Annotated in this window: 11 protein-coding genes; 5 read left to right on the forward strand and 6 right to left on the reverse strand. The window is 74.8% G+C overall.

What is annotated here, in order from left to right; genetic code table 11:
• Window positions 1–94: 94 nt before the first annotated feature.
• From ACZ6EM_RS03370 to ACZ6EM_RS03385, 4 genes are all read right to left on the reverse strand, one after another.
• Window positions 95–1,462 carry a serine hydrolase domain-containing protein gene (locus ACZ6EM_RS03370; RefSeq protein ID WP_452177563.1) on the reverse strand — a complete coding sequence of 456 codons (1,368 nt, stop codon included), beginning with the start codon at window positions 1,460–1,462 and terminating at the stop codon, window positions 95–97.
• A 798-nt stretch (window positions 1,463–2,260) separates the two neighbouring features.
• Window positions 2,261–2,812, reverse strand: coding sequence for a gluconokinase (locus ACZ6EM_RS03375; RefSeq protein ID WP_465771513.1), 552 nt, complete (start codon window positions 2,810–2,812; stop codon window positions 2,261–2,263).
• A gap of 8 nt (window positions 2,813–2,820) precedes the next feature.
• Window positions 2,821–4,191 carry a glucose-6-phosphate dehydrogenase gene (locus tag ACZ6EM_RS03380; protein ID WP_452177561.1) on the reverse strand — a complete coding sequence of 457 codons (1,371 nt, stop codon included), beginning with the start codon at window positions 4,189–4,191 and terminating at the stop codon, window positions 2,821–2,823.
• Window positions 4,188–6,017, reverse strand: coding sequence for a glycoside hydrolase family 15 protein (locus tag ACZ6EM_RS03385; RefSeq protein WP_465771514.1), 1,830 nt, complete (start codon window positions 6,015–6,017; stop codon window positions 4,188–4,190). Before ACZ6EM_RS03385 ends, ACZ6EM_RS03380 begins: the two co-directional genes overlap by 4 nt.
• A 280-nt stretch (window positions 6,018–6,297) precedes the next feature.
• Here ACZ6EM_RS03385 and ACZ6EM_RS03390 point away from each other — a divergent pair, with 280 nt between their 5' ends.
• The gene (locus ACZ6EM_RS03390) at window positions 6,298–7,344 is read left to right on the forward strand and encodes a lactonase family protein (protein ID WP_452177559.1); all 1,047 of its coding nucleotides are present in this window, start codon (window positions 6,298–6,300) and stop codon (window positions 7,342–7,344) included.
• Between the two features lie 36 nt (window positions 7,345–7,380).
• Here the strand turns inward: ACZ6EM_RS03390 and ACZ6EM_RS03395 are convergent, their stop codons facing one another.
• Entirely contained in the window at window positions 7,381–7,839 is a 459-nt protein-coding gene (locus ACZ6EM_RS03395; RefSeq protein WP_465771515.1) for a universal stress protein, read from the reverse strand.
• A gap of 311 nt (window positions 7,840–8,150) precedes the next feature.
• On the opposite strand from ACZ6EM_RS03395, the gene ACZ6EM_RS03400 reads away from it, so the two are divergent.
• The 4 genes from ACZ6EM_RS03400 (at window position 8,151) to ACZ6EM_RS03415 (ending at window position 13,256) form a co-directional block, all read left to right on the forward strand.
• Window positions 8,151–8,909, forward strand: coding sequence for a class I SAM-dependent methyltransferase (locus ACZ6EM_RS03400; protein ID WP_452177557.1), 759 nt, complete (start codon window positions 8,151–8,153; stop codon window positions 8,907–8,909).
• Window positions 8,910–9,228: 319 nt separating this feature from the next.
• Entirely contained in the window at window positions 9,229–10,722 is a 1,494-nt protein-coding gene (locus tag ACZ6EM_RS03405; RefSeq protein WP_465771516.1) for a Y4yA family PLP-dependent enzyme, read from the forward strand.
• Entirely contained in the window at window positions 10,719–12,053 is a 1,335-nt protein-coding gene (locus ACZ6EM_RS03410; protein WP_401049455.1) for a pyridoxal-phosphate dependent enzyme, read from the forward strand. The genes ACZ6EM_RS03405 and ACZ6EM_RS03410 overlap by 4 nt, the downstream gene beginning before the upstream one ends.
• Before the next feature lie 12 nt (window positions 12,054–12,065).
• Window positions 12,066–13,256, forward strand: coding sequence for an aminotransferase class V-fold PLP-dependent enzyme (locus tag ACZ6EM_RS03415; protein ID WP_401049456.1), 1,191 nt, complete (start codon window positions 12,066–12,068; stop codon window positions 13,254–13,256).
• A gap of 74 nt (window positions 13,257–13,330) precedes the next feature.
• Here the strand turns inward: ACZ6EM_RS03415 and ACZ6EM_RS03420 are convergent, their stop codons facing one another.
• A complete protein-coding gene (locus ACZ6EM_RS03420; protein ID WP_359915540.1) occupies window positions 13,331–14,041 on the reverse strand; it encodes an AfsR/SARP family transcriptional regulator in 711 nt (236 codons plus the stop codon).
• Between the last annotated feature and the right edge of the window lie 84 nt (window positions 14,042–14,125).

The following is a 14,125-nucleotide window of genomic DNA, read 5'->3' on the forward strand; positions in this document are numbered from 1 at the left end:
GCCCGGAGGAACAGGGGAACGGGAACACGGCGGAACGGCGGAACGGTGGTGCGGCGGTGCGTGGATCGGGCCTACGGCTGCGGGACCGACCGGCTCAGCCGGAGGCGGCCCGGCGGGCCGTGCGCCCGGAGACCTGCACCCGGTCGACGCGGCCGGTGGCCAGGTCCCGGTGGAAGCGTCCGCCGGGCTCGGGGCGGCCGGTGTCGGGGGCGAGCAGGTCGTAGGAGAGGTCGGTGTAGCAGCGCAGCGGGATCGGCGGGTCGCCGTCGACCGAGAGGGTGGCCGTTCCGTCGCCGGCCGCCTCGATCCGGTAGCGGACCGAGCCGTTGCGGTAGTCGCCCGCGCATCCGGCCAGGGTCCCGGGTTCGGCGAGCGGCACGGGCCCGCGCGCGTCCACCGGTTCGATCGCCGCGGGCACCCGCAGCCCGGCCGACTTCTCCAGTTCGGCCGCGAGTTCGCGCCAGAGCGCGGTGGCGGCGCCGGCGTTGCCGGTGAAGGCGACCACCACGCCGCTGTCCGGGTCGGCCCGCAGGTGGCAGGAGGTGCCCATGGCGTTGCCGTCGTGGCCGCACCAGAACCGCCCGTCCTGGCGGTAGAGCGCCACGCCGGCGCCCCAGCCGTCCGCGAGCGCTCCCGGCCGGGCGGCGGGTTGCGGGCGGCGCATCAGCTCGGCGACGTCCGGGGGCAGCGTCTTGGACCGGCCGACCAGGGCGGCGCCGAGGGCGGCGAGGTCCGCGGCGCCGGCCAGCAGGGCGCCGGCCGGGGCTTCCAGCGGGGCCAGGTTCTGCCGGACCGCCCGGGGCCGGCCGGTCGCGGCGTTGAGCGCGTGGCCGGCGGCGACCGGTCGCCCGGGCGCGGCCGTGTCGACGAAGACCGGCCCGGTGCCGAAGGGTTCGAGCAGCAGGGCGCGCACCGCCTCCTGCCAGGGCATCCCGGTCACCGTCTCGACCAGGCGCCCGGCGGCGACGTAGCCGGCGTTGGAGTAGGAGAAGTCCGTCCCGGGCCGGAACAGCGCGTCCCGGGCGGTGCACACGGCGGACAGGTAGCGGGTGGCGGTGGTGCGGGCGGCGGCGTCGGAGTCCGGCCCGGTGGGCAGTCCGCCGGTGTGGCCCAGGAGGTGACGAATCGTTACTTCAGGCAGCTGCCGGAGCTCCGGAAGGTGCTCGGCGGCCGGCTCGTCGAGGTCGAGGTCGCCGTCGTCGGCGAGCAGCATCACCAGGGCGGCCGTGTAGGGCTTGGTGAGCGATCCCACCGGAACGGCGGTGTCCTCGGTGAAGGGCTCCGCGGTGGCGGTGTCGGCCACCCCGGTGTGCAGGGCGACGGTCTCCGCGCCGGTGTCCAGCACCAGCTGGGCACCGGGCACCCGGTGGGCGCGCGCGAGCGTGTCGAGCCGGTGCTGCAGCTCGCTGCGCAGGACCTGCGGCACCCGTTCTCGTACGGGCGCCGGACTGGCGTAGGGCATGGCGGAAGCTCCCGTTGACTGGTTCTCGGGTGCGGGCGCGCCGGGCGCCCGCAAGGGAATTGCGGATGGGAGTGCGGCACAGCGGGGAATTTCCGGCCGTCGGCGCCGCCCGCTTCCGGACGCGCGGGAACGGGGGGAATCGCGGGAAGCCCCGTCGCCCACGACCGGCCGGCCCGGCATCGGGAATCCCCGGGACACCCGCGGCCGAGCGCCGCACCCGCCCTCGCGGAGCCGTTCCGAGGGCGCATCGACGTGCCCGGGACGGACGGTGCGAATGCGACCCGAATTTCCCGCCGCACGATGAACGGCGGGCCGGCGCGCGGTGAACCGCGAACGGCCGAATACCCTTACCCCGCCGGAACGGTCGGACAGAATCCCGTCCCCCGGCGACCAGCCGCTCTCCCGGCCCCCACCTGCGCAATGGCCGTACCCGGCATGTCCATCCCCCCTGTTTGCGATCCGTCCGCGCACCCGTCGCGCGGAACGCGCCGACGCGGCCGGGGAGCCGCAGAATCCCTGCCGTCCCGAACGCCCGGACGACGAACGCGCAACAGTCTTCACGGCGGGTCAGCCGCTCGCAACCCCTTCCGATTGAACGGAAAGCGGCTCCGTCGGTAATCGGAACGCCAAAATCCCTGGTGCGACTCCCGGCCGCGCCCGGAGCACCCGAGAACGGGCTCGAATTCTTTGGCCGAAAATATGAGGTTCAGATCTCACCAGCCACTCGAACAGCTATTCGCAGCAATATTCGAGTGATTTCCCGGACGACTGTGACGGAAGTGCCGGAACGCAACGGAATCAATCGGGTGAGCCGTGAGTGAAACCGCCCGGACGCGGCAACAGGTCCAGCGCGGCGTCGACGAGCACCCCGGGGGCCGGGCCGACGTCCAGCACCGCCCCCCGCTCGTCCGGCTGGAGCGGTTCGAGCGCGGCGAGCTGCGAACCGAGCAGCGACCCCGGCATGAAGTGGCCGGTGCGCCCGCCGATCCGCTCCGCCAGCAGCTCGCGGCTCCCCGTCAGATGCAGGAAGAAGGCGTCCGGGCCGGCCTCCCGCAGGACGTCCCGGTAGCGCCGCTTCAGCGCGGAGCAGCTGACCACACCGCCGGTGCCCGCCGCCTCCCGTTCGCGCAGCCACCGCCCGACGGCCTCCAGCCAGGGCCGGCGCCGCCCGTCGTCGAGCGGGATGCCGGCCGCCATCCGGGCGATGGAGTCCGGCCGGTGGAAGTCGTCCCCGTCCGCGAAGGGCACCTCCAGGCGCTCCGCGAGCAGCCGGCCCACCGTCGACTTGCCGGTGCCGGCCACCCCCATGACCACGACGTACGGGGCGCGGCGCTCGTTGCCCGGGGCCATCGGCGCCCCTACCCCCAGAACTGCGGTGGCGGGCCCTGCGAGCCGGCCGGGTACTCCTCCAGCGGCACCAGGCCCCGCTCCCAGCCGGTCAGCACCGGTTCGAGCACCCGCCAGGCCTCCTCCGCCTCGTCGCCGCGGATGGACAGCGCCGGGTCCCCGTTCAGGACGTCCAGCAGCAGCCGGCCGTAGGCGGGCAGCTCCTGCGGGTCCATCCGCGCGGTCATCGAGAACGGGGCCAGCCCGTGGGCGTGGGCGCCGATGCCGGTCAGGTCCAGGGTCAGCCCCTCCGGCTCCAGTTCGAAGCGCAGCACGTTGGGCCGGGCCTCCTCACCCTGGCCGAACGGCAGGTGGGGCACCGGGCGGAAGTGCACCGCGACCTCCTTGCGGTCCTCGCCCAGGGCCTTGCCGCTGCGCAGCCGGAACCTCGTCCCGGCCCACCGCCAGCTGGTCAGCTCCAGTTCCACCTCGGCGAAGGTCTCGGTGCGGCGCTCCGGGTCGACGCCCTCCTCCTCGGCGTAGGCGGGGACGTCGCGCTCCCCGATCCGGCCGGGCAGGTAGCGGGCCCGGCGGGTGCGGTGCACCACGTCGTGCTCGGTCAACGGCCGTACGGAGCGCAGCACGTCCACCTTGCGGTCGCGCAGGTCCCGTTCGCCGAGCGTGATCGGCGGCTCCATGGCCACCAGGCAGAGCAGCTGCAGCAGGTGGTTCTGGATCATGTCCTTGAGCGCCCCGACCTGGTCGTAGTACCCGGCCCGGCCCTCCAGCGCCAGCGTCTCGTCCCAGACGATGTCCACCTCGGAGATGTGGGTGCTGTTCCAGATCGGCTCCAGCACCCGGTTGGCCAGCCGGCTGCCGAGGACGTTCTGGACGGTCGTCATGGCCAGGAAGTGGTCGACCCGGAACACCGCCCGCTCCGGCAGCAGGTCGGCGAGCAGCCGGTTCAGCTCCTGGGCACCGGCCAGGTCCTCGCCGAACGGCTTCTCCAGCACGATCCGGCTGCCGGCCGGCAGGCCCGCCGCGTGCAGGGCGGTGATCACGGCGGGGAAGAGGGCCGGCGGGAGGGCGAGGTAGACGGCCACCGGCCCCTCGCCGGCGACGACCGCGGCCACGTCCGCGGGGTCGGTGACGTCGGCCCGCCGGTAGCGGACGGCGGCCGCCACCGCCTCCCTGGCCCCGGCCGGGAGGTCGCCGGCGTGCCGGTCGAGCCGGGCCGCGGCCCAGCCGCGGTACCGCTCGGTGTCCCAGTCCTCCCTGCTCGCGCCCGTCACCCGCAGCGAGTCGCCGACGTGTCCCGCCGCCCGCAGCGCGGCCAGCGCCGGCAGCAGGAAGCGGGCGCTGAGGTCCCCGGTCGCGCCGAGGATCGCGAGCCGGTCGATCATCCCCGCCCTCCGGCCCTCGCCCGGCCGAGGCTCACGCCGCCGGCGATGATCCCGATGTGGCTGAACGCCTGGGGGAAGTTGCCCATGAACTCTCCTGTGGACGGGTTGATCTGCTCGGACATCAGCCCCAGCGGACTCGCCCGGGAGCACAGCGAGTCGTACAGCTCCTCCGCCTCCTCGATCCGGCCCTGGCCGACCAGGTTCTCGACCAGCCAGAAGCTGCACAGGACGAAGGCGCCCTCGTCGCCCGGCAGGCCGTCCGGGGACTCCTCGTGGAGGTAGCGGTAGAGCAGCCCGCCGCCCGCCGACAGGCGCTCGGCCACGGCCGCGGCGGTCGCCACCATCCGCGGGTGGTCGGCCGGCACCACCTGGCGCAGCGGGAGCGCGAGCAGGCTCGCGTCCAGGGCGCCGCCGCCGTCCAGGTGGGCGCTGAGGGTCCCGGCGTCCTCGTCCCAGGACTGCTCCAGGATGAGCCGGCGCAGCTCCTCGGCCGAGGCGCGCCAGCGGTCCGTCCCGGCGGGCCGGCCGAGCCGCTCGCCGATCCGCGCGGCCCGGTCCAGCGCCACCTGGCACAGGCCCGCCGAGTAGGTGAACACCCGGCCCTCGCTGCGCACCTCCCAGATGCCCTGGTCCGGCTGCCGCCAGGCCTGCCCGGCGGTGTCGGCCAGCTTGGCCAGGCCGGCCCAGAGCGCGGGCTGGATCTCGCCGCCGGCGCGCAGCCACTGCTCGGCGCAGTCCAGGATCTCGCCGTACACGTCGTGCTGGCGCTGGTCGGTCGCGCCGTTGCCCCAGCGCACCGGGGCGGAGCGCCGGTAGCCCTCCAGTTCGCCGTCCTCGATCTCGTCCGGCACCGGGCCGCCCCGCAGGTCGTACATGATCCGGGGCCCCCGGCTGGCCTCGAAGGCGTCCAGGACCCAGCCGAGGAAGGCGTCGGCCTCGCCCCGGAAACCGATCCGGCGCAGCGCGAACACGGCGAACGCCGCGTCGCGGATCCAGCTGTAGCGGTAGTCCCAGTTGCGGATCCCGCCGATCGGCGCGGGCAGCGAGGAGGTGGGCGCCGCGACCAGCGAGCCGTTGGCCCAGTCGTCGCAGAGCTTCAGGGTGATCGCGGCCCGCCGGACCAGGGGCTCCCGGGGACCGTCGTACGAGAAGTGCCCCATCCAGCGGCGCCAGGCCTCGGCGGTGCCTTTCAGGGTCGCGTCGGTGTCGAAGCGGTGGTGGCGGTGGAAGCGGCCCCAGGACAGCACGAGGTCCAGGCGCTCGCCCTGCCGCAGCTCGTGGGTGCTGTGCAGGCCGGTCAGCGGACGGTTGGAGCGCAGGTGCAGGCGCAGGTCCGGGCGCCGGTGGGGCCGCACCTCCAGTCCGCTGAACAGGGCCCGGGTCTGCGCGCCGCCGCGCGGCTCCAGTTCGGCGCGCAGCCGGACGGTCCCGTCCAGCACCACGGCGGAGCGCACGAGTTCGCCCCGGTCGGCCGGTACGTCGTCGGTGAGGTCGGCGCCGGAGCGCAGGGTCAGCGCGTCGGTGACGCGCACCAGGCCGGTGGGGCCGCGCAGTTCGGTGATCAGGACGCCGGTGTCCGGTTCGTAGCGCTGCCTGGCCTCGATGAGGTCCTCCGGGGCGAGGGTGAAGTGCCCGCCGCGCGCGTGGTCCAGCAGGCCGCAGAACAGCGGTTCGGAGTCGAACCGGGGCAGGCACAGCCACGGGATGGCACCGTCCAGGCCGACCAGGGCGGCGGTCGCGCCGTTCCCGATCAGGCCGAGGTCCTCCAGCGGCAGGTAGCCCTGGCGCCGGCGCACCGGCCGGAACGGTGGGTCGGGGTCGTGCATGCCGCCTCGCTTCCGCAGTGCCGGGGGGAGTCGGTCGAAGGGGGCGCCCCGGTGCGGCTCCCGCTCCGCCGGCGGCCGGTGACCGGCCGCGCGGCCGACGGCTCCCACCTTCCCGGGGATCGGGCCGGTCCGCGATCCGGCCGCTGCCGGCTGCGGTGCATTCCGGTGAAAAGAACGCGGCCCCCGTGGCCCGCCGCTGCCCACGCGGCCCTGCCGGGCACGGTGGGGCAGCTGCTAGCGTCTGATCGCGGACGATGGACGGCGGACGGCGGAGGTTGCTGTGGTGGACAGGGGCGCGGAGCGGGCCTTCATCGGGTCGTTCACCTCGACGGGCGGGCGCGGGATCGTCCTGGCCGCGCTGGACCCGGACACCGGGGCGCTGACCGCCACCGGGGCCGTCGACGGCGTGGACCCGTCCTACCTCGCCCTCGGGCTCGCCACGGGCGGCCCCGTGCTCTACGCCGTGTCCGAGACGGCGCCGGGCGCCGTCACCGCCTACGACATCGCCGGTCCGGTTCCCCGCCCGCTCGGCGCCCCGGTCCCGGTGGACGGGGACCACCCCACCCACCTGAGCCTCGTCCAGGGCCATCTGCTGACCGCCAACTACGGCTCCGGCAGCGTCAGTGTGCTGCCGCTCGCCGCCGACGGCACCCCGCGGCCCCCGAGCACCGTGCTGCGTCACCGGGGCAGCGGCCCGCACCCGGACCGCCAACGGGCCCCGCACGCCCACCAGGTGCTCCCCGACCCGTCGGGGCGCTGGGTGCTCGCGGTCGACCTCGGCACCGACTCGGTGCGGATCTGCGCCCTGGACCCGGCGACGGGAGGGCCGGCCCCGCACTCGGAGACCGCGCTGCCGCCCGGCACCGGTCCTCGGCACCTGGCCTTCCACCCCTCCGGCCGCCACGCGTACGTGCTCGGCGAGCTGCGCCCCGTGGTGACGGTCTGCCGCTGGGACGCGGCGGCCGGGGCCCTCGAACCGGTCGCGGAGGTCCCGCTGTTCCCCGAGGGTGTCGAAGGCCCGGTCTCCCCGTCGGCCCCGGTGGTCTCCCCCGACGGCCGGTTCCTGTGGGCGGCGGAGCGCGGCACCGACACCATCGTGGTGCTCGCCCTCGACGGGACGGGCGAGCGGGCCCGGGTGGTCACCTCCGTGCCCTGCGGCGGCCGCTGGCCGCGGGACCTGGTGCTGGGCCCCACGGGCACCCGCCTGTACGCGGCGAACGAGCATTCCGGCGACGTCACCTGGTTCGAGGTGGACGGCGCGACGGGCGTCCCCCGCCGGGCGGGCTCGCTGGCCGTCCCGTCGGCGTCCACCGTGCTCTTCGGCTGACCGCGGCGCCCGGCCCGCCTCCGGGCGCCCGGCCGGTCACGCGTCCTCGGCGCGGACCACCACGACCGGGACGGTGGCGTGCCGGGTGCAGTGCTGCGCCACCGATCCCAGCAGCATCCCGGTGAAGCCGCCGAGGCCGCGGCTGCCCACCACCAGCAGGTCCGCCCCCCGGGCCGCCTCGACCAGCGCCCCCGCCGGGGTGCCGTGGCGCGCCTCGGTGCGCACCTCGACCGGCGGCCGCTCCCCCACGGCCTGCCGGACGGCCCGGTCGGCCTCCTGCCGCGCCCGGCCCTCCAGCGCCGCCTCGTCGGTGATCCCCGGGGGGAACCAGCCGCGCGCGCCGTGGTACGTCGGGTACTCCCAGGCGATCACCGCCACCACCGCACCGCCGGTGAGCTCGGCCTGGCGCACGGCCCAGCGCAGCGCCCGCCGGGACGGCTCCGAGCCGTCCACCCCGACCACGATGCGGCCCTTGTCCTCGGGCCGGTCGGCCATGGCTCCTCCTCGACTCGACGGCGGCGGAGGATCGCACCGGTCGGTGGTCCCCGTCACCGGGCTCGGTGTCCAGCCTGGTACCGACCGCACCGGGCGCGCAGCGCGGCTGGTCCGGGCGGGTGGGTGGGCCGCGGCCGACGACGGGCGGGCCCCGGGTCGGCGGCGCGGGCGGACCGAGTGGAAACCTGCACATGAAAACGGATATCGTTTCGCCGGACCCCCCGTGCCGGACCGGTTGCGGGGGCATATGAACATGACAACACTGGCAGAAGGCGATGTCTCGAATGCGCACGGACACGGCGGGAGTCGGAATGCGAGTGGACGCCGCGCTGGCCGGGACCTGGGTGGACCGCTGGGAGCGCCAGCAGGAGCGGTACGCGGTGGAGCGTGAGGAGCGCTTCACCGTCATCGCCGACGTACTGGAACAGACCGTCGGACACCGCGAGCGGCCGCTCGTCGCCGATCTCGGCAGCGGCCCCGGCTCGCTGTCGGCGCGCGTCGCCGCCCGCCTGCCGCACGCCGAGATCCTCGCCGTCGACATCGACCCGCTGCTGCTCGCCCTCGGCCGCGCCCGGCACCCCGAGGTCGCCCGCTGGATCGAGACCCTGATCGGCCGCCCGGGCTGGGTCGGGGACCTCGGGCTCGACCGCCCGCTGGACGCCGTGGTGTCCACCACCGCGCTGCACTACCCACCGCCGGACGCGCTGCTCGGGATCTACCGCGACCTCGCGGGCGTGCTGCGGCCCGGCGGCGTCCTGGTCAACGGCGACCACCTGATCCCCGAGGACCGGCCGCTCGCCGAGCTCGCCCTCGCGATCGGCCGGCGCCGCGCCCGGCGCCGGGGCGCCGACGCCGCCGAGGACTGGTCCCAGTGGTGGGCCGCGGCCGGGCGGGTCCCCGAGTTCGCCGACCTGCTGACGGCCCGCGAGCGGCAGCTGCCCCCGACGGACGGCGCCGGCAACGGCCTGTCGGCCGCCCGGCACGGCGAACTGCTGCGGGAGGCCGGCTTCCGGCAGGCCGGACCGGTGTGGCAGTACGGCACCAGCTCCGTCCTCGTCGCCCTGCGCTGACCCCGGCCCGGAAAGCGATCCGGAGCGACCCGTCCGGGAAACGATCCGGAGCGACCCGTCCGGGAAACGATCCGGAGCGCCGACTTCCGTACCGGCACAGTCTTTGCGAGCGCGTGACACACGCGCCCTGTTGATCACCCAGGGAAACGGTTAGCGTTTCCCTCGGTCGCCGACGCCCGCCGCGGTGGGAGCCGCACGCGGCGTCCGACCGCGCGCGCCACGCCGACGCGCGGACCGCCGGGGGACGCGGGCCGACACGGGGCAGCCTGTCGGCGGCTGCGGCCCCCTCCGCCGACTTCTCACGGAGAGCTGGTTTCGCATGCGGCCCTTACCGCTGTATCTCGAACCACGGCTGGAGCCCCCGCTCCGATCCCTCCTGGAGGAACGCGACCTCCTCCACACCCTCACCGACGCCCTGGGATCGCCCCTCAACCTGCTCCTGCCCGAGCAGATCGCCGAGAACCTGGCACGCTTCCAGGCCGTCTACCGCAAGCACCACCTCACCGGCCGGATCCACTTCGCCCACAAGGCGAACCGCTCCAGCGCCCTCGTCCGCCGGCTCGCCGCCACCGAGGCCGGACTGGACGTCGCCTCGCTCGCCGAGCTCCAGCACGTGCTCGGAGCCGGCTGCCCGCCCGAGCGGATCATGGCGACCGGGCCGAAGAACCGCGAGTACCTCTGGCTGGCGGCCCGCACCGGCGTCACCGTCCACCTGGACTCCCGCGCCGAACTCGACGACCTGGCCGACCTGGTGCGCAAGCAGGCCCTGCCCCCGGTGCGCGTCATGCCCCGGCTGTCGGGCTTCCGGGCACCGGGGACCACCGTGCTCACCCGGCCGAGCCGGTTCGGCACCGACGTCGGCGAGCTGACGGAGCTGCTCGACGCGCTCGAACGCCACCGGGACGCCGTGGAGACGACCGGCGTCGCCTACCACCTGGACACCACCGGCGTACCGGAGAAGGCCGTCGCCCTGGAAACCTGCATCACGGTGCTGAACGAGTGCCGGCGCCGGGGGCTGCGGCCCCGCACCGTCGACATCGGCGGCGGGTTCGGGGTCGACTACCTCGCCGACGCCGGCCAGTGGGAGCGGTACACCACCGAACTGACCCGTGCCGTCCTGGGCAAGCGGCCCGCGCTGACCTGGCAGGGCCACGGCTACGGGCTGCGCAACGAGTCCGGCAGACTGCGCGGCACCCTCGGACTGTACCCGGCGCACCGCCCGGTGGCCGCCGAGGCCTACCTGGACGAACTGCTCTCCTACCCGGCGCCCACGCTCGGACGGCCGCTCGGCACCCTGCTGCTGGAGAACCTGTACGACCTGGCGGTGGAGCCCGGCCGGGCGCTGGCCGACCAGTGCGGGGCCACCCTCGCCCGCGTCCTGGAGGTCCGGCACACGGCGGCCGGCGAGCACCTGGTGCGGCTGGAGATGAACGCGCGGGACGTCGGCCTGGAGGAGCACGGGGTGCTGATGGACCCTCTGCTGATCCCCCGGCCCGGTGCGCCGGCCACTCCCCACCCGCCGGACGAACCGGTCGGCGTCCACTTGATCGGCAACCTCTGCCTGGAGACCGACCTGATCACCCGCCGGACGGTCTTCCTGCCCGGCCTCCCCGCCCCCGGCGACCTGCTCGCCTTCGCCAACACCGCGGGCTACCTCATGGACTTCAGCGCCGGCCGCGCACTGCGCCAGCCCGTGGCGCGCAAGGTCGCCGCGTACCGGCAGGACGGCGCCTGGCGCTGGCGCCTGGACGAGCAGTACTGGCCCGTCGACGTGACGGCCGCCGCAGGACACCGGGGGGACGGACAGGCATGAGGTACGACAGCATCACCGACGCGATCGGCAACACCCCGCTGGTCCGGATCGACCCGGCGGTCACCGGCCTGACGCACATCGACCTGTACGCCAAGCTGGAGATGCTCAACCCGTTCGGATCCGTCAAGGACCGCGCCGCCTGGAACATGACCCGCGAGGCCCTGCCCGGCGCCGTCGAACGCGGCGACACCGTCGTGGAACTGTCGAGCGGCAACACCGCCAAGGCACTCGCACTGATCGCCGGCCTGCACGGACTGCCCTTCAAGAGCGTCACCAACCGGATGAGGGTCCCCGAGGTCAAGGACCTGCTCCTGCTGCTGGGCGCGGAGATCGAGGAACTGCCCGGCCGCACCGAGTGCCTCGACCCGACCGACACCGACGACCCGCTCACCCGCATCCACCGGATGCTCTCCGAGGCGGACTCCGGCTACCTGCACACCGACCAGTACTACAGCCCGCTCAACCTCGACGCCCACCTCACCGGCACCGGGCCGGAGATCGTCCGGGACCTCGACGGCCGCGCCCCCGACCACTTCATCGCCTGCGTGGGCACCGCCGGTTCGTCCACCGGCGTCGCGGCCGTGCTGCGCGCCCACAACCCGGCCGTCGAGGTGCTCGGACTGGTCGCCCACAAGTCCGACTTCATCCCCGGCATCCGCACCATCGACGAGGTGCACGAGGTCGGGCTGTTCGACCCCGCCACCTACGACGCCATCGCGTCGGTCACCTCCGACCAGGCCATCGAGGGCATGCTCACCCTGCTGCGCCGCTGCGGCCTGCCGGCCGGCCCGACCGGCGGCGGCGCCCTCTTCGGCGCCCTGCGCCACCTGCGCACCGTGGACGCCGAGTTGGCGCGACGGGCGAGCGGCGAACGGCACACCGCCGTCTTCATCGTCTGCGACCGGGTCGAGAGCTACCTCAGCTACGTCCGCCGCCGCCGGCCCGAGCTGTTCAACCAGCCCGCCCGGCCGAACCCGGTGGAGGCCGTGACCCCGGCCGAACTGGCCGCCGCCCGGACCGTCGAGGTCGACGCCGCCCGGAAGTGGATCGCCGAGGACCGGCCGCTCGTGGTCGACCTGCGCGGTCCGTTCGCCTTCGCGGCCCTGCACATCGAGGGCTCGATCAACATCGTCGACGAGCTGTTCGACGAACTCCTGCACGGCGGACTGCCGTTCGGAACCCACCAGCCGGTGCTGCTGGCCTGCCCGGTCGGCGAGAAGTCCGCCCGGTACGCCGCGCTGCTCGGCCGGATGGGACACCGGGACGCGCGCAGCCTCACCGGCGGCATCATCGCCTGGCGCGACGCGGGCGCCCCACTGGTCCGGGACTGAGCGGAGCCGGCCATGACCACCCTCACCGAGCTCCACGACTGGCACCGCGACCTGCGGGCACAGTTCCCCATCGTCACCGGCAACCCGGACCGGGCCTACCTGGACAGCGCGGCCACCTCGCAGAAGCCCCGGGCGGTGCTCGACGCCGTCCAGCGCTACCTGACCACCGCCAACGCCAACGCCGGCCGCGGCACCTACACCTGGGCCAACGCCACCACCGCGCTGGTCGACCGCACCCGCACCCGGGTCGCCCGCTTCCTCGGCGACCCGGCACCGCAGCAGCACTCCGGCGTCCACTTCGTCAGCGGCACGACCGAGGGGCTGCGCACGGTGGCCCGCGACTGGCTCCCCCACCACCTGCGGGACGGCGACGAGATCATCGTGCCGTTCGCCGACCACCAGGCGAACGCGCTGCCGTGGCTGGAGGCCCAGCGGCTGCTGGCCGGCCAGGGCGTGCGCATCACGGTGCGCGAACTGCCGTACGACCCGGCCTCGCACGACTACGACCACCGCGCGCTGGCCGGACTCGTCACCGACCGCACGGCGTTCGTCGCCGCCACCCATGTGCACCACGTGTACGGCGGCGACATGAACGTCCACCGCATCCGGGCCGCGGTCGGCCCGCACGTGCCGATCTGCCTGGACGCCGCGCAGAGCGTCGGCCACCTGCCGGTGGACGTCGGCACGCTGGACGTCGACTTCGTGGTCTTCTCCGGACACAAGGCCATGGCCCTGCCCGGCACCGGCGCGGTGTGGGCCCGCAACACCCGGGGCCCGGTCTTCACCCCCGGCGGCTGGAACGGCACGCCCAACACCTGCGGGATCGCCGCTCTGGAGGCCGCCCTGGACTGGCTCGACGCCGCCGGGCCGGACCGCGTCCGGCGGTGGAACACCGCCCTGGCCGCCCGGCTCACCGACGGGCTGCGCACCCTGGCCCCGTACGAGGTCCTCGGCTGCCGGTCGAGCCTGGCCGCCGATTCCGCGGTCCAGCAGCGCGAGGGCATCGTCACCTTCCGGCACCGCGGGATCGGCTCCAACGACCTGGGCTTCGTCCTCGACAGCCACGGCCTGATGGTGCGCGCCGACGGCCACTGCCAGGCGAGGGCCGGGGAGCGCGAGAGCTCGGTGCGGGTGAGCCTGCACGTGTACAACGGCCCGGAGGAGATCGACCGGCTGCTCTCCGTGCTGCGCGGGCTGCGGTAGCGGCCCGGCCCGGGCGCGGCGTTCCGCGCCCGGGCCGCTTCGCCGGCGTGGAGTCGGGCGCCGCCGGCGGGCCGTCACATCCGCTGGAGGTTCCGCACCAGTCCGGTCATCTTCGGCGAGGGGGCGACGTTCAGCTCCCGCTGCAGGAACGAGCGGTAGTGCTGGTACGAGCGCAGCGCGCTGGCGAGGTTGCCCTCGGCGAGGTGCACCTCGACCACGATCCGGTGGGCCGTCTCACGGACCGGGTCGATGGCGATCGCCGCCAACGCGGTCTGCAGCGCCGACAGATAGCGCTCCGCGTCGCACAGTTGGTGCGCCAGACCCTCCAGGGCGTACAGCCGCAGCTGGTCCCACCGCTCCCGCTCCAGCGTCAGCCACTCCTCCTCCCAGCCCGGCAGCAGCTCGGCGGCGAGGTCGTCCACGATGTCGTCGCAGCTGACCGGCAACCGGTCGAGCCCGGACACGACCTGCCGTGCGGAGCAGCGCGCCGACCGCAGGTCCACCCGGACCGCCGGGGCGAGGCGCAGCCACTGCCCCGGGCTCTCGACCGGTATGGCCCGGCCGCGCCGCACGTGGTAGAGGGCGGTGCGCAGGTTCGCGGCCGAGCGGTGCTGGGTGCAGTCCGGCCAGAGCCGTTCGGCGACCGCCCCGCGCTGGACGCCGCCGTCGTGCAGGGCGAGGAACGCCAGCAGGTGCTGAGCACTCACCGGAAGGGAGACACAGCGTCCCGCGTCGGTGGCCTCGAAGCCCCGCAGCAGCTCGATGCCCGGACCGTCCCACAACACACCCCCACTCTGTCCCGACAGTCCGTCGCCCGCACCCGTTCGGACATGCCCCGGTTGCGGCCGAGGCCCGTCACGGCCGTGTCC

This window comes from Kitasatospora sp. NPDC041917 (assembly GCF_055589745.1).